Raw genomic sequence first — 22,764 nt, 5'->3', positions numbered from 1 at the left:
TAGTTAAAATAGCACGCGTTCGATCTTATACCCCTCTTTCCAACTACTCACCAAAAGGTAACCTCTTTCGCCCATGCTGGTAGTTACGAAATAATGAACGCCATCGCCATAATACTCTCCGTCTTTGAAAGTATGTTGATGCCCATAGAGGGTGAATCTTACATTCGGGTCATTGGCAAGCATTTTAGAAAAGTTCTCCTGCATGCTCGGATCAAAGTCCGCATCGAATGGTGGGGCATGAGCCATAATAATGGCATTCTTATTTTTAGGATTATCTCGTAACTCGGAGAGGAGCCAGGGTAAATTTGGTACCCGACCATTAAATTTATATTCCCGGGAATTCGTATTAACAAAAATGAATTTGTTATCGCCAAACTCGAATGAATAGTCCATTGGACCATACATGGATTCATATACAAGAGGTCCATTGGCTACCAGATCGTGGTTTCCGACAACTGTGACGTATGGGACCTTTAAATTTTTCATGATGTCGTTGATCCATTTAAATTCTGTAGCCAAGCCAAAATCTGAGATATCGCCAGCATGCACGACAAATGAGATTCCGGGTTGTGCGTTGGCACTCTTTATAAAATCACTGGATTCGTCGTACCACCGTTGGGTGTCACCCATGAAAATAAAACGAAGGGTGTCGTTTGGAACTTGACTTTGAATACGTGCTATGTTCTTCGCATTCAGATTTTTCTCACTTTCTTTTAAGGTAATCTCATTAGGACTGAAATGGAAAAGTCCCTCGCAAGAGTAAAACAGCCCGATCAAAATAATTAAGAGTGCAGGGGCAACCCTTTTGGTGATATAGTAAGGTATCATTTATCGAAATTTGAGGCTGTTTCTTTTTTTAACTAACGGTTTGATAAAACTATGCCCAACTCTTTCTAAGGCTCAAAAGAAATATAGCACGATTATAAAACGATCTCGATTTTCAGTTTCGAAATATTCTTATATGTTAAGTATATACAAAGTTATATACAGCATTTTTGGTTCCCGGAATAGGGGGAAAAGAATTATGTATTGGGCAGTGGGGAGGATGGGCTGTTCATATTTTTGAATTCTTTGGAAGATGATAAACTCCTGGTGATAAAGGGGTAAAAATAAGAACACCCAAACGGCCAGACCGTTTGGGTGTTCTTACATCTCTACTATCGGCGATGACAATTATGGATAGGATGGGCTACTATAAACCGACCATTGACTCGGGGGATAAGAGAGAAATTTATTTAATATTTTGAAAGAGAAATTGTGCATTTTATAATTCTTCCAGGGCAGGTACTTTTAAGTTTTCTATATCCCACTCAGCCAATTTTGCTCCGGCCAGGTAAGCGCTTTCCAGGAAGTTTAACAGGGTATGGGTGGGTTCTGCGCTTTCTACAACATCTTTATACTTTAGCATGGCCATAGGGCTTCCATTGGCCTCTACCCAGAAGGCCGAGTCAGGCTGCAGAGGCTCTTCTTTCAGGCCGTCTGGAGCTGGGAAGGTGTACGAATAATAGGCTGGCTCGGGCATATTATCGTCTCCGGCCCAGAAACCAAAGCTGATCACTTCATGTGAATAAGCATCCTTTTCCAATTTGCTCGCATTGGGGTTGGATTGCGGAATTTTTTTTCCTGAAAACCTGGTAACGGTAAGGTCCAAATGGTGCCAGTAAATATGGACCGGGCAGGTTTTTCCATAAAAGCGGCCGCTGAATTCCTTAAGTACACCGTCATTCCAGAGCATCATTTGCCAGAAGGTAGTGATGGCCTCCCAGTCGTAATGGTGGTACTCGGTGATTTTATCAAAGGGCTTGTCGATACCCATATCCAGGGGTTTGTCGACAAACTTGGGCTGAATGTTCCATTCGGAAAGTATGGCTAAGCTTTCCTTGTAAAACTGCCCGACGGAATATCCGTCTTTTAAATGAATTTCTTTTTCTTCCCCTTTGCTGTTTTCGAATTGTACGCAACGTTTTCGGATATTCAGAGTTATTTCGAAGGTGTTGATGCCGTCATTCATCGGAATGTCGTATGTGGAGAAACCCTTATTAGTCACATATTCCGTAACAAACCACCAATGGTTTTTTCGGGGAGTAGACTGCAGTCTAATCTTTCCAATGATTTGTAAGATTAGGTGTAGGGTGATCCTACTTTCTTTCCAGGAGTCGAATGGGAGGTAGGGTAAGTTCATCGTGAATGATTTAGATAGTATGGTAAAGTGTTTTTCGTGTCAGTAAACTACTGACATACAACGATAATCATTTTTAATATCGCTTCCAAATAAAGATTCCGGTTGATCATTAACCAAATAACTGATTATCTATTCAGACTCCTTGAATGGTCTGGTAGCCTCCTTAGTCTGCCGGTGTCAGGATATTAGTTGCGCGATGCGTATTCATTGCTGCCTGTGGGGACCTACACGCTTGCATACCCCTGACTTTGCTGTTTCTAATTCATCGCTACTATGTCCAGGTTGCTTCTTCCAGATTTTGCCTTTTATTAAGCGGAGAATAGCGTAATGGACAAAGGATCAGGGGATTTAGGACATTGAGGGTTTGTTAGAATGACCCTTCTTGATAAAGTCCAATGTCTTTGTTTGTTTTCTAATGCTTTCGCTAAGCTTTGTATATTTCATATTGTGTCAGTATTACACTTTGTAATTATTTTTAATATCTTCAATTGCCTTCTGATAACGTTCCCGGGAACGTTATCAGAAATAAATATTTTCTTTTACTTGCTTATTAAATATAATGAAAATAGACTTGAAAGTGGTTTTAATTGGATTATGTCAATCTATTTTGGCCATTTTATTCGAATAGTCATACTTTAACCAAAAATTCGCAAATGACTAAAAAAATACTACTTGTTATGATTTGTTTGTTTGCGTTCGCTGAGGCGATAGCGCAAACGAGTGAACTAAGAGGTGCGGTAAGAGATGGTATTTCCGGACAGTTTCTACCAGGGGTTTCGGTGATGTTGCTGGGAACAACCATAGGTACTCTCACGGACGAGGAGGGTAAGTTTAAGATTCAGGTCCCCAGGGAAGGTAGTGCATTGGTCTTTAGCTATGTTGGCTTTGAGAAGCAGACCATCAGCATAAGAAATCAGACGTACTTGGACGTACAACTTAAGGACGATGTTAAGGCACTAGAGGATGTGGTCGTAGTGGGTTACGGAGAGCAGAAGCGATCACATCTCACTGGGGCCATTGCAACGGTGAATATGAAGGAAGTGGACGAGCTACCAGTTGGAGATATATTATCCGCTATTGCGGCCAAACTGCCAGGAGTGTCGATTTCGGGGGGATCGTCCCGGCCGGGAAGTGCTGCGTCTATTGTCATCCGTAACCCTCCCTCGGCCAGTAAGGATGGGGGAACGAGTTCTCCCTTATTCATAATAGACGATGTAGTAAGAACAGAGGACGATTTTAAACTTTTGGATGCATCGGAAATTGAGAGTTTTTCGGTATTGAAAGATGGGGCGGCGGCCGTTTATGGTGCAAGGGCGGGACTTGGGGTCATCGTGGTTCGCACCAAAAGAGGGAAGAGTGGAGAAACCAAAATTAACTATAGCGCAACTTTGGGGTCGGCCGATGCGGTCTACAAATCAAAAATGATGAACGGTTATCAATTGGCAACCTATCTGAATGACTATAACAAGACCCGGGGCTTACCGTCAAACAATATCAGTTTCTATACTCAGGATGAGTTGGAGCATTTTAAAAATAATAATTACAATTGGTTCGATATGGCCTGGAAACCTTCATTAACCATGCGCCATACCGTCAACATCAGCGGAGGGACAGAGAAAGCTACATACTTTGCAGGTGCTAGTTATTTTTACCAAAATGGCAATGTCGATAAGATTTCGAACCGAAGGTGGAATTTCAGGGCCAGCGCTGACCTGAAGCTTGCCCGGCACCTGAAGGCAGGAATAGGACTTAGTGGAAACTTGTCGGACCAAAAATTATTTTACCTGAAACAAGGCGGAGAAAATCCTGAAAAGGATGTTACTAACCTTCTGAACACGCCACAATTTATACCCCCCTATATTGATGGGCTTCCCGTATTATTGCCCGGGGGATCTGGCAGTACAGGCTTTCATTTCTTTGAAGGGCAACGCCTTGATAATTATACCAAATCGCGAGGGGTAGTTATGAACGTTAATGCCTATCTGGAATATGAGGTGCCTTTTGTGAAAGGTTTGAAGGCCAAAATGGTCTATAATCGGAATCTGGGCAATGACTGGGGGAAGCAGTTTGGGACCTACTATAAGGTATATGGCTTTTCCATGTTGGGAGAAAACAAGCATATCTATGGAGGCACGCCAAATCCGGCTACCCGGCTAAAAAATGCGGATATGCTACGTTTTAATCCCGGCTATAGTGATTCCTATCAGTTTAATGTCAATTTACATTATGCACGTGATTTTGGCCGCCATTCTATAAGCGCTCTGGCGGTACTGGAGCGTTCGGAACTTTATGCAGAAAGTATTGCCACCTCAAAAGAAGGGATCTTTGAAGGGGGGAACGATTATCTTATGTCTGCATTAGGAAACAAAGATATCGGCCCCAATGCAGCCAATGAGGCCGGGGTATTGTCTTATGTTGGCCGGCTGAACTACTCATTTGCTAATAAATATTTGTTTGAATTTGCCTTTCGCAGAGATGCCTCCACGAAATTCGCTCCGGAGTATCGTTGGGGGACCTTTCCTAGTTTTTCTGCAGGATGGGTTTTGTCGGAGGAGAAATTCATGAAGCAAAAAATGTCCTTTATCGATTTTCTTAAGGTACGGGCTTCCATTGGGTTTTTGGGAGGCGACCGAACTGCCAACTGGCAATGGCTGCAGCGTTATACTCCTCAGGCTTCTAATGGAGCCGTTTTTGGGGGCAATAGCGACCGTACGGTTGGAATTAAATTGGAAAAACTTCCCAATTATCACGGACGCTGGGACGATATGACTAAAAAGAATGTCGGTATCGATGCCGAATTTATGAATAATCGGTTATCGGCAAGCCTGGATTTATTTCATGATCACGGTTATAATCTTTTGACAACGCTCACCGCTTCTGTACCCCTCACTATAGGTTCGGCCATGCCTGCAGAAAACTATGCTACCGTTAATTCATTTGGTACCGAGTTCGCATTGGGGTGGAGGGATAAAATCGGCCAGAACCTGGGGTACTCCCTTCGCGGGTTTTTCTCCTGGAATGACGATAAGAATATCTATGTGGATGTGGAGGATATTAATCGGGGTTCCTGGAAAGATCCCAATGGCTATTCAAGTGATCGGGGAGTGCAGGGCTATCACTATCTGGGAATGTTCCGTTCCGAGCAGGATGTAGAGCGTTATCTGGAAAAGGTTCCTGGATATACCCTGTTTGGGCAGGCCCCCAAGCCTGGAATGCTCTATTATCAGGATATTCGTGGACCCCGGCAGCCAGACGGCAGCTATGCTGCTCCTGACGGTAAAATAACCGAAGATGATCAGGACTGGCTGACTCGAAAAGCGGGCAACCATTATGGAATGGGACTCTCCCTGGGGCTTTCGTATCGTAATTTTAGCATGGATATCGTAACCGGAGGGTCCTTTGGAGGGCAGGCAGTTATAGAAGGTGATGCGCGTAAGAAAGCCACCAATCAATTGTCCAAACCCGTATTTTGGGCCGATCATTTTACTCTTGAAAATCCCAATGCCCGTTATCCCGATCCCTTTTATGAAGATACCTACTCCGTGGTATCCTCCTTTTGGTTTAGAAATGCTTTTTCCTACAGGATGAGAAGTTTTAAGCTCGCCTATTCTCTTGGGAAGAATTTCTCTCAGAAAATTGGAGTTTCGTCCCTTAAAATTAATCTGATCGCTATCAATCCAGTTAATTTTTATAATCCTTATGATTATAAAGATGCCTCCGGAAGTTATAATACCTATCCGGTGCTACGGACAATTTCTTTGGGTTTGAACCTTACACTTTAACACTGAGCTACATGAGATCCTGCTATATTACCTTATTCATGTCTATGCTAGTTCTCACTGGCTGTGAGAATGTCCTGGACAAAACAGACCTTACCGCTTTCAACGAAGAACAGGTATTCAATGATAGTTTACTCGCAAGGGCATATATCGATTATGTGTATGACCAGAATCTGCCTACCTGGCCAACGGGTGATTTCCTGAAATGTACCGATGAAATAATGGGTGAAACGCGTTTTTTCGAAGGAACCGTGCAGACCAATACCGTGACGGATTTTGGAACCGCTGTAGCCCCTAATAATAATTATGGTAAGATACGCTCCATTAACCAATTTGTACTTAAACTACCCACTGGTTCTTTGAGTAAGCGCTATCAGAAGGAACTGATTGCTCAGGCTTTATTTTTCAGGGCGCACCGATATTTTGAGTTGGTACGCCTATATGGGGGTGTTCCCTTGGTGCTGGAGCCTTTGGATGGCATTGGAGATCTGGCCAAGGATGAAGCGGCTTTGCCAAGAAATACTACTACCGAAACATTCCGACAAATCGTTCAGGACCTTGATTTTGGAATTGCTAACCTTCCAGGTTCCTGGACAAATTCAAGCGATTGGGGAAGAATTACCAGTGGTGCTGCTGCAGGATATAAGGGTCGGATATTGCTGACTTTGGCAAGTCCCCAGTTTAACCCCGAAGATGAAACGGGTAAATGGCAGGCGGCCTACGAGGCCAATAAGCAAGCGTTGGAGCTCTTGTCTGCCAACGGATTTAAATTGAACAATAGTTTTTCTGCATTATGGTTTCAGGAAACCAATAATCCGGAAGCAGTATGGGTAACGGGTTATAATAATAAAACAGGAGATCAGATTCAGAAGAATCAGGGATGGGACAATAGTACCCGGCCATCCTATTTGGGTACCGGGGGAGGGAGCAATCAGCCAACTTGGGAGCTTGTTCAGGCTTTTCCAATGAAAAATGGAAAGAGTATTTCAGCGCCGGGGTCGGGATATGATGAAAAGCTTTTCTTTAAAAATCGGGATCCCCGATTCGAGCAGACTATCGCTTTCAATGGCACCACCTGGCATATCAATGCCAATCCCAGTTATCGGCTGTGGACCTACTTGGTGGATAATAAAACCGTGGAGCAGAAGGCGACCAGTACAGGGTTTTACTGCCGTAAGGCCATCGACCCTCAATTGGCTACAGGTGCAGTTACCAACAGTGGGGGAGACTGGATTGAGATGCGCTATGCCGAAGTGATGCTGAATCTGGCCGAGGCTGCTTGTGGAATTAACCGTCTTGAAGAAGCTTACCTGCAGCTAACAGCGCTTCGAAAAAGGGCGGGAATACTCCCAGGGCCTGACAATCTTTATGGGCTGGAGCCCAATATGTCGCGATCGCAGATGTTTGAAGCAATTATGCTGGAAAGACAGGTCGAGCTGGCATTCGAAGGAAAACGCTTCTGGGATCTTCGCCGCTGGAAAAAGTTTGAAACGGTGTTGAATGGAAAAAGAAGAACTGGGTTGGATATAAAACTGAAGACCGGAAAGATTTCTGCCAGTGCCTTTGCTGCTATCCGAGAATCCATACCGTTGGATTCGGCTTACCTGAACTATTTCGATCTAGCGCCCCGCGTGTTGGATACCAAGTATGCCATAAATTGGTTGCCGGAATATTATTTTTTCGCTCTGCCTCCTGCTGCTTTGGTCAATAATAGTAAACTACTTCAAACCAATGGATGGCCGGCGGGCCAGTTTGATCCATTAAAATAATAAGTTCCTGTCCCCCCTTGGAGAGGTTCCATTGGAGGGATATTCATTTTTTTTACTCAATTGAATTCTTTATGAAGTACCTAATCAGTTTTTTTACCATTACTTTTTTCGCCATTTCTAACGGGTCTCTGGCCCAGTATCCTCAGATACCCGCCGATGTTCAAAGAAAAAGTGACTCCTTACTGAACGAAGCCACCCGACGGTCAGACATCGCCTGGAACAAAGCCTGGCCCACCATTCAGAAAGAAGCCAAGGAGGGAAAACCCTATATTCCATGGGCGGCGCGCCCGGTCGATCTACCCCAGGCGAAAATTCCTGCTTTTCCAGGTGCGGAAGGTGGAGGTGCTTATAGCTTTGGGGGTCGGGGAGGACAGGTATACGTCGTGACCAGCCTGCAAGACCATGGACCTGGTACCCTACGTGAGGCATGTGAAAAAGGTGGAGCCCGCATCATTGTATTCAACGTCGCAGGTATTATTCGGCTAGAAACCCCACTCATTATTCGAGCCCCATATATTACCATTGCCGGCCAGACGGCCCCTGGTGATGGGGTCTGCGTGGCCGGTGAAACGGTCTGGATTGATACCCATGACGTCGTAATACGCCATATGCGTTTTCGAAGAGGGGAGACCTTCGTAGGACGGCGGGACGATGCCATTGGGGGTAATCCTATTGGCAATATTATGATCGACCATGTGTCGGCTAGCTGGGGATTGGATGAAAACATGTCCATGTATCGTCATATGTATAACGATAGTACAGGCATTGCCGACCAGAAACTTCCTACCGTGAATATTACCATTCAGAACTCAATTTTTTCGGAAACCCTTGATACCTATAATCACTCCTTTGGAAGTACTTTGGGAGGTGAGAACTGTACCTTTATGCGCAATTTATGGGCTAACAATGCCGGGAGAAATCCTTCTATAGGTTGGTACGGGATCTTTAATTTTGTTAATAATGTAGTATTCAATTGGGTACATCGCTCCATCGATGGAGGGGACTATAGGGCGATGTATAATATTATCAACAATTATTTTAAACCCGGACCACAGACTCCTATCAATTCGGCAGTGGGACACAGAATTTTAAAGCCTGAATCGGGGAGAAGTAAATTGGACCATCATGTATACGGCCGGGCCTATGTAAATGGAAATGTCATGGAGGGTTATGAACACATTACAAAGGATAACTGGAATGGTGGCGTGCAGGTCGAAAGTCTACCCAATACGGGTGAGCACCAGGATTATATGAAATGGAATCAGCCCTTGCCCATGCCCGTTTTTCCCATTTTAACGGCTAAGGAGTCTTTTGATTATGTGCTTGCCAATGCCGGAGCCACCTTGCCCAAAAGAGATCCGGTAGATCTACGGGTGACCCGGCAGGTGCGTACTGGAGAGATAAATCCATTAAAAAATGTAAAGCTTCCTGATACCCAGTTCAAACACCGTAGGTTGCCTATCGATTCCTATAAGAAGGGGATCATCACGGATATAGCACAGGTGGGAGGCTATCCCGAGTACAAGGGAGCTCCCTATGCCGACCAAGACAAAGACGGGATGCCCGATGCCTGGGAAAAAAAATATGGACTTAATCCCCAGGATCCTGGAGACGCCAGGACTGACCTCTCGGGAGATGGTTACAGCAATATTGAAAAATACATTAATGGAATAGATCCTACACGAAAAGTAGACTGGACCAACCCAGCCAATAATCGTGAGACTTTGACGTCGGCCTTGCTGAAAAACTAGCCCAGGAGAAACCGAAATTTGTTAGATTATTCATTGATACATTGTCTGTTATGGCTGCTCAATTTCTTCGACTCCTTCCCCTGGTCTTACTTTTGGCTTCTTCCGTTCTGGCGCAAAAGGCCATCGTGCCATGGCGACCCCTTACGATAGATTCAAAAGGGGTGCTACAAAACCACCCTGACTCGATGGGGAACAGGATCGTGGATTTTTCTTACTGCGGTTATCGGTCTTCCAATAGTGGGCTTCCGTTCGTTCCTGCCGTTCTGGTCGTTCATCCCGTGCAGGGCGACGCCACTTCGCTGATACAGTCGGCCCTGGATCATGTTGCTGCATTGCCCTTGGACGGTCAGGGGTTCCGTGGGGCCGTGTTGCTGGCACCGGGCATTTTTCGTCTTTCGTCCGGCTTAAAGATGATAGCCTCGGGAGTAGTGCTACGCGGTAGTGGTTCTGGGAATGCTGGGACGGTGCTGTTGGCCGAAGGAGAGACACGCGAAACGGTAATCCGTATGAAGGGCAACGCACCCAATGTGTCGCAAACCGTTTATGAGCTCACAGATGATTATGTAGGGGTTGGTTCCAGGATACTGGAGGTGAACACGACAAAATCATTGCAGGCAGGAGACCGGATTAGGATAACCCGCCCTTGTACCAGAGAATGGATCGCAGCCCTTGGAATGGAAAATTTTGGGGGAGAGACCGACTGGATAGGCTGGAAACCAGGACAAAGAATAGTTCAATGGATTCGGACTATACAGGACATTCAGGGAAGGAGGATCACCCTGGACCAAGGGTTGACCACTGCCTTGGAGCAAAACTTTGGTGGAGCCCTGGTCCATAAAATTGACAGCAAAGACCAGGTGAATAACCTTGCAGTGGAAAATCTAAGCATACGATCGACTTACGACCCAGAAAATCCCCTCGATGAAGCACATCGCTGGATGGGTATTACCATGGAAAATGTAGAAGACGCTTGGGTACGTCAGGTGAATTTTCAGCATTTGGCTGGTTCTGCCGTCGCCATATTGTCAGGCTCCAGAAAGGTTACTGTAGAAAACTGTAAATCCCTGGAACCCGTATCTGAAAAAGCCGCTCAAAGAAGATATAGCTTTTATACGGAAGGTGAGCAGACACTTTTCCTGAGTTGTTACGCAGAATATGGTTATCACGCTTTTTCTGTGGGTTTCATGTCTCCAGGCCCCAACGCATTTGTGCAATGCACCTCCTATTTGCCCCTTAGTTTTAGCGGGGCCATCGACAGTTGGGCTTCGGGAACCCTGTTCGATAATGTGCATATCGATGGGGGAGCCTTAAGCCTAATCAATAGGGGCCAGGACGGTAAGGGGGCAGGCTGGGCGGCGGCAAACTCCGTGTTATGGCAATGCTCAGCGGCCAGGGTAGAAAATCAGAGCCCACCCACCGCCAGTAATTATGCCTTTGGAATATGGTCCCAGTTTAATGGGAATGGCTATTGGGAGCAAATGAATGAGCATATCAAACCCAGAAGTCTTTTTTATGCCCAGCTAGCTCAGCGATTGGGAGGAGATTTTGATCCGAGTGGCCAGCTGATGCCCACTGAGGCCGGTGCCACCAGCAGTCCTTCTCAAGAGCAGGCTGAAGAACTAACCCTTGCGGCAGCAATACCTCCCTTGCAACTGGCGGAATGGATCGATGGAGCGGCAGGGCGTCATCCCATAGCCATTTCCCAGGAAGGTTTGATCCGATGGGTGGAGCCGGCGCCTGTAAGTAAGGCTTTGGATAGTTCACTTTCCCTGAATACTGTCCAGGGATGGCTTCTCTGGAATCAAGGAGTAGTTACAGGAAACGTACAGGAGGTGCCCTGGTGGCGAGGAGGTATCCGGCCGTATGAGCTTGATAAGGCGCAGCCGCATATCACCCGTTTCGTGCCAGGTCGATATGGTGCCGGGTTAACCGATGAATTAAAAGATATGACCGATACCTTAAAAAAGCAAAATATACGTGTAGTGGACCATCATTACGGCCTCTGGTACGATCGCCGGCGCGACGACCATGAACGTATCCGGAGGATGGATGCCGAAGTATGGCCTCCCTTCTATGAGCAACCTTTTGCCAGAAGTGGAAAAGGACTAGCCTGGGATCAGTTGAGTCAGTATGACCTTAGCAAATACAATACCTGGTATTGGAATCGTCTGGCAAGTTTTGCAGACCTAGCTGACGAAAAAGGACTGGTACTGCTACATCAGCATTATTTTCAACATAATATTTTAGAAGCAGGGGCGCATTATGCCGATTTTCCTTGGCGAACAGCCAATAATATAAACGAAGTTGGGTTCCCGGAGCCGCCCCCATATGCCGGGGATAAGCGAATTTTTCTGGATGAACAATTTTATGATCTAAGAAACAAAAAGCGTTTGGACCTTCACCGGGCCTATATCCGCAAGTGTCTGGAAAATTTCAAAAATCATGGCACGGTTCTGCATCTGATCAGTTCGGAATATACCGGGCCATTGCATTTCGTGCAATTTTGGCTGGAGACCATTGGAGCCTGGGAACAGGAAACAGGCAGAAACGCACTAGTAGCTCTCAGTGTTACAAAGGACGTTCAGGATGCTATTTTGACCGACCCGCTGCTTGGTAAACTCGTAGATGTAATCGATATCCGATACTGGCATCAACGTGTCGATGGATCCTTTTATGCCCCGAAAGGGGGACAGCATCTGGCACTACGTCAGCATGCCCGTTTAGAAAAGCCGGGTAAAGTAGACTTCCGATCGGTATACGAGGGGGTGAGAGCTTATAGGGCTGCTTATCCTGATAAACCCGTTTGCTACTATGGTGCCGGGTATGATCAATATGGTTGGGCCGTGTTGATGGCCGGTGGATCCCTTCCCGCATTGCCTAAGGGTGTCCCCAATGGTTTACTGAAGGCTATCTCTGCCATGCGACCGGACCCTGGGTCCGATTTAATGGAGGAAGGCTATGTTCTCAGTGAGTTGGGAACCCAGGCATTAATATACAGACAAACATCAGATAAAGCGTCCTATCTGGACCTTTCCGAATGGAAAGGAAAATTTATGTTACAAAGTATAGATCTTAACACTGGAAGAATGGTTGATGGTCCAGCACCGGTAAAGGGAGGGCAGAAAATCCCATTTCCTTCGGCAGTAAAAAACACTGGCTTATGGTGGTTATATAAACAGAAATGAGAGTATGAATAATGCAGTAAGGTTTATTTTGATAGGATTGTGGGTATCCATGGGTATGTCCTGTACCAGGAAAAGTGTAGTCCCGGTAATTTTAAATGCAAAGGATTTCAGGCCATATGTCGACTATTTCAATACGATGGAAGACGAAAACAAGGTAAATGCTATTCCCAATGAAGCATCTTATCGGTGGATGCAAAAAAATATTCCTTTGTTCGACTGTCCTCAGGAAAATTTTAAAGAGATTTATTATTACCGTTGGTGGAGCTTACGCAAGCATATTCATCAGACTCCTAAGGGCTATATATTCACGGAATTTCTCGTAGACCGAAGCTATGCCGACGACTACAACATGATCAGCTGTGCTCTGGGGCACCATATCTATGAAGGCAGGTGGCTGCACGATCAACAATATCTGGACGATTATATAAAGGTATGGTTTCGGGGAAATCAGGGAGGGCGTATGAAAAAGTTAATGACCTTTAGCAGTTGGACGGCCGATGCGGTTTTTAACCGCTACAAGGTCAATGGTGATCGAACTTTTGTTCTTGATATGCTTCCTGACCTACAGGCGGAGTACGAGTTATGGGAACGGGAACGCCGAACCAAGTCAGGACTTTTTTGGCAGTCGGATGTAAAAGATGGGATGGAAGAGTCGATTAGTGGGGGGCGTAGAGAACAAAACGCCAGACCAACCATCAATAGCTATATGTATGGAAACGCCTTAGCACTTTCCCAAATGAGCAGCCTGGCTCTCGATGCACCGGCCTCTGCCTGGTATAAGTCCAAGGCCGATACCCTTAAGGATTTAATTCTTCAGAAACTTTGGAATCCTGAACACTCATTTTTTGAGACCATAAAAAAGAGGGGAGATGGTGATTTTGCACAGGTAAGAGAGGCCATAGGTTATATTCCCTGGTATTTTAATATTCCAGAGTCTGCTCAGGACAGCGCCTGGAAGCAGGTAAAGGTTGAAGACGGGTTTCTGGCTCCCTTCGGCCTCACTACCGCCGAGAGGCGGCATCCGGAATTTCGGAAGAGTGGGTGCTGTAAATGTGAATGGGATGGTGCTATTTGGCCCTTTGCCAGCGCCCAGACCCTTACGGCAATGGCGAATCGGTTGAATGGATCGCCATCGTCGGTGCTTTCCGACTCCCTGTATTTCCGCCATCTGGAATTATACGTAGAATCACAATATTATAGGGGCAGGCCTTATATAGGCGAATACCTGGACGAAACAACGGGGTACTGGTTGAAGGGTGACCAGGAAAGGAGTCGTTACTATAATCATTCTACTTTTAACGATCTTATTATCACCGGTCTGGTGGGGCTTCGTCCCCGGCAGGACGGGGTCTTGGAAATTAATCCCCTGTTGCCGCAGGGGCGCTGGAAATGGTTTTGCCTCGACAATATTTTATATAAGGGGAGGATTCTGACCATCCTTTGGGATGAGGATGGGACACATTATAATAAAGGAAGAGGATTGCAGGTGTTTGTAGATGGTCGGTCAGTGGCTATTAGCCCTGTTTTGGGAAAAATGGAAATCCCCAATGCCGTTTAACCATTGAGAAGTCCTGATTTTTACACCATAATAACTTGATCATGAAAATTAATAAGAGGTATGTAACTTGCTTGTTGCTGGTTTTTATTTCCGTAAGCGGCATTAAAGGACAAAACTGGAAGCAAGGAATTTTAGTCGATGAATTTATTTTTGAAAAAGCACCCTTTCCAGAGGCTCATGCCTCGACGCTGGCTGAAACTCCCGCCGGCATAGTAGCGGCCTGGTTTGGAGGTACCAAAGAACGAAATCCCGATGTCGGTATATGGGTGAGCCGACTAAATGAGGGGAAATGGAGTGCGCCTAATGAAGTCGCCAACGGCATCGTAAACGATACTTTACGTTATGCCTGCTGGAATCCGGTGCTGTATCAGATCCCTAAGGGCGATTTATTACTGTTTTATAAGGTGGGTCCCAAGGTATCTGCCTGGAAAGGATTTATGATTCGATCCAAAGACCATGGTATGACCTGGTCGGCTCCGAAGGCATTGCCCGAAGGATTCTTAGGGCCGGTTAAAAATAAGCCCGTCTTGCTCGACAACGGTGAACTGTGGTGTCCGTCGAGTTCGGAGGATAATGGCTGGAGGGTGCACTTTGAAGTGACTTCTGATTTTGGAATAACCTGGCGTAAGGTAGGGCCTATCAATGACGGTAAGGAAGTGTTTGCCATTCAGCCGAGTATACTTTTGCATCCCAATGGTAATATGCAAATTTTGTGCAGGAGCAGGTCGCAGGCCTTATTGACTTCATGGTCGCAGGACGGGGGGAAAAGCTGGTCGCCCTTACTTCCCAGCGGGCTGCCCAATAACAACTCTGGTACGGATGCGGTAACCCTTTTTAATGGTAAACAGATATTGGTATATAATCATGTAAAACCTCCGGGCCAGGAAGCAAAGGGTCCTAGGACGCCGTTAAATGTAGCCGTTTCGGACGATGGGAGACAATGGAATGCCGCCTTGATTCTGGAGGATTCCCCCATCAGCCAATACTCCTATCCCTCTGTCATCCAGGCACAGGATGGAAAGGTACATATCGTATATACCTGGCGACGAGAACGGATTAAATATGTGGTGATCGATCCGGAAAAGCTAAAAACCAGTCGCATAAATCATGGTTTATGGCCACAGTAAAAGGCCCATGTTTGAAATCAGCTGTTGGAACAAAGTGACATGAAATGATACGTAGAGCGTTTTTAGGGTCATTGGCCTATTCGATATTTATAGGTATCAAGAGTTTTGCAGGAGCGGCGAAGCTGCTAAAACAAGAGAGGTATAAGGTGGCGGTGATCGATCTGATGATTTTGAAACGTCAGAAGATAAGTGCTATACCGCTGGCTCGGGAGATAGGCGCCGATGGTCTGGAAATAGACATGGGAGGTTTAGGAGATCGGCCTACTTTTGATAATAAATTGTCGGATCCCATTATTCAGGATCAATATCTGGCCAAGGCCCGGGAAATGAACCTTAGTTTCTGTTCCCTGGCGATGACGGGCTTCTATGCCCAGTCATTCGCCAAAAGAGAGGAAGTGGTAAAGATGGTGGCCGACTGCATCCTAACGATGAAAGCCATGAATATTAAAACGGCCTTTCTGCCTCTGGGTGTTCAAGGTGATTTGGTAAAGAATCCAGAGCTTCGTCCGCTAATTGTAGAACGGCTCAGACAAATAGCACCTATGGCAGAAAAGGCCGGAGTAGTCATTGGAATAGAGACTGCTCTGGACGCCCGGTCGGAAGTGAAGCTATTGGAAGAGGTGGGCTCTAAAGCCATTCAAATTTATTTCAACTTTTCGAATCCATTGGAAGAGGGGCGCGATTTGTGTGAAGAATTACGAATCCTGGGGAAAAACCGGATTTGCCAAATTCACTGCACGGATAAGGATGGGGTCTGGCTGGAAAATAATCGCAGACTGGATATGACCAAAGTTAAACGAACCTTGGATCGAATGGGCTGGAAAGGATGGTTGGTGGTGGAGCGATCCAGAGATGCCAGCAGGCCCAAAGATGTATTAGGGAATTTCAGTGCCAATGTGGCTTATATGAAAAGTATTTTCCAGTAAAATAGGATTTAATCGTACTAACCAATATTGTTTTACGAAAATTAAAATAAAGATGAATAAAATAGCGAAAATATTGATGATCTTAATGGGGGCCGTAGTTGCCAGCACGGCTCAGATTCCCGCTGACCGGGATGTCATTCCAGAGGCGACGCTACTAAAAAGAGTCGATAAGATTCTCGCTCCAATGCAGATCTCCGATTCGGTAAAGTATCTACACGTTAGAAAGGTGGTGGTGAACCAATATCAAATTCTGAACGATTTACAACGGCTACGGTTTGAAGAGCAGGATCGTTTAAAGCAGCGGAAGGCAGATACTCCCTTGGCAGTTAGTGATTTGCCCATAATTCCTAAGGCAGACAGCCTGTTACGTCAGGCCCATGTACGTTTTCTGGATAAACTGGGACAAATGTTGACGGAGCAGGAAATTATTAGTATTAAAAATGGAATGACGTATGGAGTTCTTCCTGTCACCTATGATGCCTATCAGAAAATGATACCTTCCCTGTCGGCCGGAGAAAAAATGCAAATCCTGGACTGGTTAACCGAAGCCAGGGAAATAGCCATGGATGCCAGCTCTTCGGATGCCAAGCATCAGGTTTTTGGGAAATACAAGGGCCGAATCAATAACTATCTTTCAGCAAGAGGTTATGACCTTCAGGCCGAAAGAAAGGCGTGGGAGGAACGACAAAAAAAATAGAAGGTATTAATTCATTTTCTAATGGAGCCACAGCCCCTTTTCCATCCTTTTATGATTACATTCGATAGGCTTACATCTATTCTTCTCATGTCCTTTTGGGCATTAAGTTTTAGTTCATACGCAGAAACCGACGACCCCAGGCTATGGTACACACAAGCTTCCAAGCAGTGGGAAGATGCTTTGCCTGTGGGGAATGGTCGTTTGGCGGCCATGGTGTATGGAACGGTAGGAGTGGAGCATATTCAGTTTAATGAAGAGACACTGTGGACTGGCCAACCCCGCAGCTATGCAAAAAAGGGTGCATTTGTTTATTTGCAGGAGATCAGAAATTTGTTGTCTCAAGGTCGCCAAAAGGAGGCTGAAGCTCTGGCAGAGACTTCCTTTATGGGGGTACCGTTAAGGCAGATGGCTTACCAGGCTTTTGGCGATATATATATTGATTTTGAGGGTCATGATGATTATACTCAGTACAAGAGAAGCCTGGACCTGAGTACGGCCCTGGCCAGGGTTTCTTATCTGCATGAAGGCACAATCTATACCAGAGAGATCATTGCCAGTTATCCTGATCAGGCTATTTACGTGAACCTTACCAACAATCGTAAGGCAGAGATGAATTTTAAAATTCGCCTGGATGCCTTGCATGGTAACAAGACGGTTAGTCAGGATGGTAGGGTTTTGACGTTAGACGTAAAAGTAGACGGGGGAGTTCTCGAAGGTATGGCTAAAATGAAAATTCTGACGGACGGAAAGGTCCTGAGGCAAGAAGACGGACTAGTCGTTAAAGGGGCCACTCAGGCTACTCTGGTATTGGCAGCTGCTACCAATTTTATTGATTATAAAACCATAGGAGCGGATGCCCGCTCCAAGGTTACGAAGGTTTTAGATCTCGCTCCTGAGTATGCAGATGCGCGTAAAAGGCATATAAAGGATTACCAGCAGCTGTTTGGAAGGTTTTCATTTTTTTTGCCTTCTAAGGGAAAAGAGGCTCTTCCGACAGATCAGCGTCTATTGGCGTTTAAGGAGGATTCGGATGACCCTGGGCTCCTTTCTTTATATGTCCAGTATGCCCGATACCTGTTGATCGCCAGCAGCCGTCCCGGGAGCCAGCCCGCCAACCTTCAGGGGAAATGGAATTATCAGCTCAAGCCTTCCTGGGATAGCAAATACACCTTGAATATTAATACGGAGATGAACTATTGGCCTGTGGAGATGACCAATCTGAGCGAATGTCATGAGCCTTTATTCAATATGATCCGCGACCTGTCGGAAACCGGATCGGAGGTTGCCAAAGAGCATTATAATGCCTCAGGGTGGCTAGTTCACCACAATACAGATCTTTGGCGAGGTGCGGCACCCATTAATGCTTCTAACCACGGGATATGGGTTACAGGCGGAGCTTGGCTATGCCATCATCTATGGGAGCATTACCAATATACCAAAGATTCTTTATTTTTGAAGGAAACGGCCTATCCCCTTATGAGTGAAGCGGCCCGGTTTTTTGTTGATTTTTTGCAGTATGATCCAAATAGCGGTTGGTTGATTAGCAGTCCTTCAAATTCTCCCGAAAACGGGGGGTTGGTTGCGGGGCCTACCATGGATCATCAGATCATCCGGAGTCTGTTCCTTGCATGTATTGAGGCTTCACGTCTGCTCGGAGAGGATCCCGTTTTTAGGACCAAATTAATGGATCTGGTGGGTAAGATTGCTCCGAATCAGATAGGGCAGGCAGGCCAGCTGCAGGAATGGCTCACCGATATAGACGATACTACCAGTCAGCACCGTCATATTTCGCATCTATGGGGGCTGTATCCCGGGTCTGAGATTAGTCCTGATACATCTCCTGAACTCGCCAAAGCGGCTGGTAAGTCCCTGTTTTACAGAGGAGACGGAGGGACAGGGTGGAGTCTTGCCTGGAAAATAAACTTTCAGGCTCGGTTACTCCAGGGCAATCATGCCTACGGCCTTATAAAAAATCTTTTGAATCCTATTATGGATGCTTCCGTAAAAAAAGGAGGAGGGGGTACTTACCCCAATCTTTTTGATGCGCACCCCCCTTTTCAAATTGATGGTAATTTCGGCGGGGCTGCCGGTATTCTTGAGCTGCTGGTACAGAGCCACCAAGGGAATTTGCATTTATTGCCAGCCCTTCCTGATGCCTTGTCGGAAGGTGAAATAACCGGACTTGTCACACGTGGTGCCTTCGAGCTAAGTATGTCCTGGAAAGAGAATAAGCTCGTTGAGGTCGAGCTGGTTTCCAAAAAAGGAGGGGTCTGTACCCTTCGTTATCTAAATCATAGCTATACGTTACAAACTCTTCCGGGGAAACGTTATCGTTTTGGACCCGAGCTGACCAGGTTTGCCAAGTAAGGATTTGAAGGATATTTCAAACGATCTATATCCTGCGAATTCTCTCAGTTTTAGGACGTATTAACGAATTGAATTTATGATTATTTTCGATCAGGACATAATGATTAACTAAGTTTTTCGAATTTTGACTGATGCAAGGGGTTAAATATCATTATTGGTAGGAAATTTTTATATATTTTTGTTTATGTTCGTAATGTTTGTAATTTTCGAAAAAAAAGGAAAATAAAGGAAAGTTCTTTCTGAAATTTAACCCCTGATCTTACATGAAATCAATTTTACTAATCCTGTTTTTCGGGCTCCTAATAGGGTCTGTATCGATGGCCCAGTCAATAACTGTCAAGGGTACCGTACAGGGAGCCGGAAGCGAAGGTAGACTGCCCGGTGTGAGCGTCGTTGTGAAAGGTACGCAGCGTGGTACCAGTACCAATGCGGAAGGGTCGTTTCAGTTAGAAGTCCCAAGTGAACAGTCGGTATTAGTATTCAGTTTTGTAGGCTACAAAACTGTAGAGCAGGAAGTTGGAGGGCAGTCGGTCATGACGGTTCAGCTGTCGGTCGATAACCAAGCCTTGGAAGAGGTTGTTGTGGTAGGATATGGTACTCAGAGCAAACGAGCAGTAACGGGATCTGTCATTTCGGTGAACTATGATAAGTTTAAGGATCGGTCGTTTAGCAACGTTACACAATCCCTGGCCGGAACCATGCCAGGAGTTAATATCACCCAGTCGCAAGGCGCTCCCGGTGTCTCTCCTGTCATCAAAATACGCGGGGTAAGCTCCATTACAGCGGGAACCAGTCCCTTGATTGTCGTAGATGGTGTTCCACTGGAAAACTTTAACTTAAACCTGATTAATCCTCAGGACATAGCCTCTATAGAGGTACTGAAGGATGCAGCCTCTGCGGCGATCTATGGATCCAGGGGATCGAGTGGGGTGGTATTGGTGACTACCAAATTAGGCTCTCCAGGTAAGATGAATGTGAGTGCTAATATTGAGTATGGGAGTCAGAAAGTGGTACGGAGGGTGAAAATGATGGATGCCCAGCAGTTTATTGAGACCTATGTCGATGCTAAGAATAACGCCTGGACGGCACAAGGTGGAAAAGCTGACGATGCTAATGCGTTGCGGCCTGCCACACTCCGGATACCGGAAGACTTTACCACTAACCCCGGACAGTTCGGCAAGGGTACCGACTGGCAGGATGTGATGTTCCGGACAGCCCCGTCTTATAATGCCCAGGTGAGCATATCCGGTGGTACGGAAAGGACCCAATATATGTTTTCGGGAGCTTATCTGGATCAAACTGCCGTATTGGATCAAAATTATTATAGACGCCTGACATTGCGATCGAATCTGAAGACGGCCATTAATAAGTCGGTAACCGTAGGGTTAAATCTGGGACTTACTTCCATCTTCGACCGTACAGAGGGAACGAGTGGAAAAAGTGACGTGATTAGTCTGGGACTCCAAAGCAGCCCTATCTTTCCGGTTTATAACGAAAATGGAAACCTAGGCTTCCGGGATCCTAATTCTACATGGTTTCGGTTTACCTCTTATGCCGACATGAACCTCTGGCATCCTTATTCACTCACCCGTGAGGTAGATAAAGGAAGGAAGTCCTTTAATACCATTGCTACCGGGTTTCTGGAGTACCAAATTTTTGATGATCTGAAATTCAGGAGTAGTCTGAGCGGTAATTTATATAATACACACACGAACTTTTACTGGAATGACAAACAGAAATATGGATATTCGGCCGTGCTGGCCGCTCAGGGGAATGCTGGCAATAATTATATGCTCAATTGGTTGAGTGAGAATACTTTGAATTATAGTAAAGAGTTCGGCAATCATATTTTGAATGGGTTGCTGGGCTATACCGTCCAGAAGCAAAGGGATGAGACCATGTATGTGGCTGCCAATAATTTCCCCAACGATCTGGTGCATACTTTGAATGCAGGTACGGTGTCGGCAGGGAATACTACGGCCAGTGAGTGGTCCCTGTTGTCTTATTTGGCTCGTATCCAGTATCATTATAATAACAAGTACTTTCTTACCGCGGCCCTGCGCCGTGACGGGATGTCCCGCTTTGGCAATGACAACAAATGGGGATACTTCCCTTCCGTGTCCGCTGGCTGGCTGATTTCGGATGAAAGCTTTCTGGAAGGGGTGAAGAGTATCAATAATTTAAAACTCCGTGCGAGCTATGGGGTCACCGGCAACAACCAGATTCCTAATTATGGATCTATAAGTCTGTTAACATCCGCTCCATATGTAAATGGGGGCTCCCTGGCCAATGGTTTACGGGTGAGTGGATTGCCCAATACCGGTTTGAAATGGGAAAAAACGAATCAGTTCAACCTGGGTCTGGACGTAGGCCTGCTCGGCAGCAGAATTAACATGTCATTGGAATGGTACAATTCCCTCACCCGTGACATGCTCCTTTTCGTACCCATTCCCGATATCTCTGGTTTTTCTACCCAGCTGACTAATATTGGTAAAATGCGCAACCGGGGAGTTGAATTCAGTATTTCTACCAAAAATATTGATAAAGCGTTCACCTGGACCACCGATTTTAATATTTCTCAAAACAAGAATAAAGTGCTTCAGTTAGGGCCGGGAAATGCCCCAATTCAATATGTGGATAATGTTACTACCGTGCGAACGGAAGTTGGCCAGCCAGTATCCAACTTCTATGGCTATATTTTCGATGGTGTATTCAATAATCAGGCAGAGATTGATGCCTATCCGCACCATGTGAGTACGACACCGGGTGATCCTAAGGTTCGGGATGTGAACGGGGATGGAAAAATAACGGACGCAGACCGTACCATATTGGGTAATTATCAGCCCAACTTTATTGCAGGTATTACCAATACTTTCAGTTATAAAGGGTTCGATTTCTCCTTTTTATTCCAGGGTTCATTTGGTGGAGAAATTACCAATAACAACATCCGTTTCCTGGGTACCTGGGATAATGGTCGTAACTTTTTTGCAGATATGTACGACTACTGGCGTTCTGAAAGCCAGCCAGGAGACGGCAAGCATTTTAAGCCTTCGGTGAACTATCTGGGGTTGCAAAAGCAATTTTCGTCGTATTGGGTTGAAGATGCCTCATTCGTACGTTTGAAAAATATTAGGATCTCGTATAGTATCCCGCACTCAATAATCAGCAAATTGAATATAGGTGATGTCAGGGTATATATGAATGCTGAGAATGTTCATCTGTTCAGCAAGTACATAGGTTCCGATCCAGAAAATACTACCTATGGTACTACTTCCTATGGTTCAAGCATGGAGACGGCCGGAAACTACTCCAGTGGTAATGCCCCCGTTCCAGGTGCCTTCCAGGGGGTAGACTATGGGTCTTATCCACTTCCCCGTGTCATAACATTTGGGATAAAGGCCAGTTTTTAGCCGAAATTAATGG

12 protein-coding genes are annotated in these 22,764 nt (G+C 45.7%); 10 read left to right on the top strand and 2 right to left on the bottom strand.

Features of this window, described 5'->3' with window-relative positions; genetic code table 11:
- Nucleotides 1-3: 3 nt before the first annotated feature.
- Together X939_RS0112935 and X939_RS0112930 are read right to left on the bottom strand one after the other, a co-directional pair.
- A complete protein-coding gene (locus X939_RS0112935; RefSeq protein WP_025763704.1) occupies nucleotides 4-828 on the bottom strand; it encodes a metallophosphoesterase family protein in 825 nt (274 codons plus the stop codon).
- Nucleotides 829-1,264: 436 nt separating this feature from the next.
- Nucleotides 1,265-2,182 carry a DUF5996 family protein gene (locus X939_RS0112930; protein WP_025763703.1) on the bottom strand — a complete coding sequence of 306 codons (918 nt, stop codon included), beginning with the start codon at nucleotides 2,180-2,182 and terminating at the stop codon, nucleotides 1,265-1,267.
- 653 nt (nucleotides 2,183-2,835) lie between these two features.
- Here X939_RS0112930 and X939_RS0112925 point away from each other — a divergent pair.
- The 10 genes from X939_RS0112925 to X939_RS0112880 all read left to right on the top strand — a co-directional run bounded on the left by X939_RS0112925 (nucleotide 2,836) and on the right by X939_RS0112880 (nucleotide 22,751).
- A complete protein-coding gene (locus tag X939_RS0112925; protein WP_025763702.1) occupies nucleotides 2,836-5,964 on the top strand; it encodes a SusC/RagA family TonB-linked outer membrane protein in 3,129 nt (1,042 codons plus the stop codon).
- Between the two features lie 11 nt (nucleotides 5,965-5,975).
- Nucleotides 5,976-7,730 (top strand): RagB/SusD family nutrient uptake outer membrane protein, encoded by a 1,755-nt coding sequence (locus X939_RS0112920; protein WP_025763701.1) that lies wholly within the window; start codon nucleotides 5,976-5,978, stop codon nucleotides 7,728-7,730.
- Nucleotides 7,731-7,801: 71 nt separating this feature from the next.
- Nucleotides 7,802-9,481, top strand: a complete 1,680-nt coding sequence (locus X939_RS0112915; protein ID WP_025763700.1) for a pectate lyase family protein — start codon at nucleotides 7,802-7,804, stop codon at nucleotides 9,479-9,481.
- Nucleotides 9,482-9,531: 50 nt separating this feature from the next.
- Entirely contained in the window at nucleotides 9,532-12,666 is a 3,135-nt protein-coding gene (locus X939_RS0112910) for a DUF6298 domain-containing protein (RefSeq protein WP_025763699.1), read from the top strand.
- A gap of 4 nt (nucleotides 12,667-12,670) precedes the next feature.
- The gene (locus tag X939_RS0112905) at nucleotides 12,671-14,224 is read left to right on the top strand and encodes an MGH1-like glycoside hydrolase domain-containing protein (protein ID WP_025763698.1); all 1,554 of its coding nucleotides are present in this window, start codon (nucleotides 12,671-12,673) and stop codon (nucleotides 14,222-14,224) included.
- 41 nt (nucleotides 14,225-14,265) lie between these two features.
- Entirely contained in the window at nucleotides 14,266-15,351 is a 1,086-nt protein-coding gene (locus X939_RS0112900; RefSeq protein ID WP_025763697.1) for a sialidase family protein, read from the top strand.
- 44 nt (nucleotides 15,352-15,395) lie between these two features.
- Nucleotides 15,396-16,277, top strand: coding sequence for a sugar phosphate isomerase/epimerase family protein (locus tag X939_RS0112895; protein WP_025763696.1), 882 nt, complete (start codon nucleotides 15,396-15,398; stop codon nucleotides 16,275-16,277).
- A gap of 52 nt (nucleotides 16,278-16,329) precedes the next feature.
- Nucleotides 16,330-16,974, top strand: a complete 645-nt coding sequence (locus tag X939_RS0112890; protein ID WP_025763695.1) for a DUF3826 domain-containing protein — start codon at nucleotides 16,330-16,332, stop codon at nucleotides 16,972-16,974.
- Between the two features lie 51 nt (nucleotides 16,975-17,025).
- A complete protein-coding gene (locus X939_RS0112885) occupies nucleotides 17,026-19,341 on the top strand; it encodes a glycoside hydrolase family 95 protein (protein ID WP_025763694.1) in 2,316 nt (771 codons plus the stop codon).
- A gap of 263 nt (nucleotides 19,342-19,604) precedes the next feature.
- On the top strand, nucleotides 19,605-22,751 hold the full coding sequence (locus X939_RS0112880) for a SusC/RagA family TonB-linked outer membrane protein (protein WP_044199367.1): 3,147 nt from the start codon (nucleotides 19,605-19,607) through the stop codon (nucleotides 22,749-22,751).
- The last annotated feature ends 13 nt before the right edge of the window (nucleotides 22,752-22,764 follow it).

The sequence above is a fragment of the Dyadobacter tibetensis Y620-1 genome, from assembly GCF_000566685.1.
Classification (GTDB): Bacteria; Bacteroidota; Bacteroidia; order Cytophagales; family Spirosomataceae; genus Dyadobacter; species Dyadobacter tibetensis.
Note: the sequence above shows the minus strand (reverse complement) of the source record. Positions and strands in the feature narration are given on the sequence as shown.

Coding starts and splice junctions, on each gene's coding strand:
- X939_RS0112915 (WP_025763700.1), top strand. CDS start 7,802: ATGAAGTACCTAATCAGTTTTTTTACCATTACTTTTTTCGCCATTTCT.
- X939_RS0112885 (WP_025763694.1), top strand. CDS start 17,026: ATGATTACATTCGATAGGCTTACATCTATTCTTCTCATGTCCTTTTGG.
- X939_RS0112925 (WP_025763702.1), top strand. CDS start 2,836: ATGACTAAAAAAATACTACTTGTTATGATTTGTTTGTTTGCGTTCGCT.
- X939_RS0112900 (WP_025763697.1), top strand. CDS start 14,266: ATGAAAATTAATAAGAGGTATGTAACTTGCTTGTTGCTGGTTTTTATT.
- X939_RS0112905 (WP_025763698.1), top strand. CDS start 12,671: ATGAATAATGCAGTAAGGTTTATTTTGATAGGATTGTGGGTATCCATG.
- X939_RS0112910 (WP_025763699.1), top strand. CDS start 9,532: ATGGCTGCTCAATTTCTTCGACTCCTTCCCCTGGTCTTACTTTTGGCT.
- X939_RS0112890 (WP_025763695.1), top strand. CDS start 16,330: ATGAATAAAATAGCGAAAATATTGATGATCTTAATGGGGGCCGTAGTT.
- X939_RS0112920 (WP_025763701.1), top strand. CDS start 5,976: ATGAGATCCTGCTATATTACCTTATTCATGTCTATGCTAGTTCTCACT.
- X939_RS0112880 (WP_044199367.1), top strand. CDS start 19,605: ATGAAATCAATTTTACTAATCCTGTTTTTCGGGCTCCTAATAGGGTCT.
- X939_RS0112895 (WP_025763696.1), top strand. CDS start 15,396: ATGATACGTAGAGCGTTTTTAGGGTCATTGGCCTATTCGATATTTATA.
- X939_RS0112930 (WP_025763703.1), bottom strand. CDS start 2,182: ATGAACTTACCCTACCTCCCATTCGACTCCTGGAAAGAAAGTAGGATC.
- X939_RS0112935 (WP_025763704.1), bottom strand. CDS start 828: ATGATACCTTACTATATCACCAAAAGGGTTGCCCCTGCACTCTTAATT.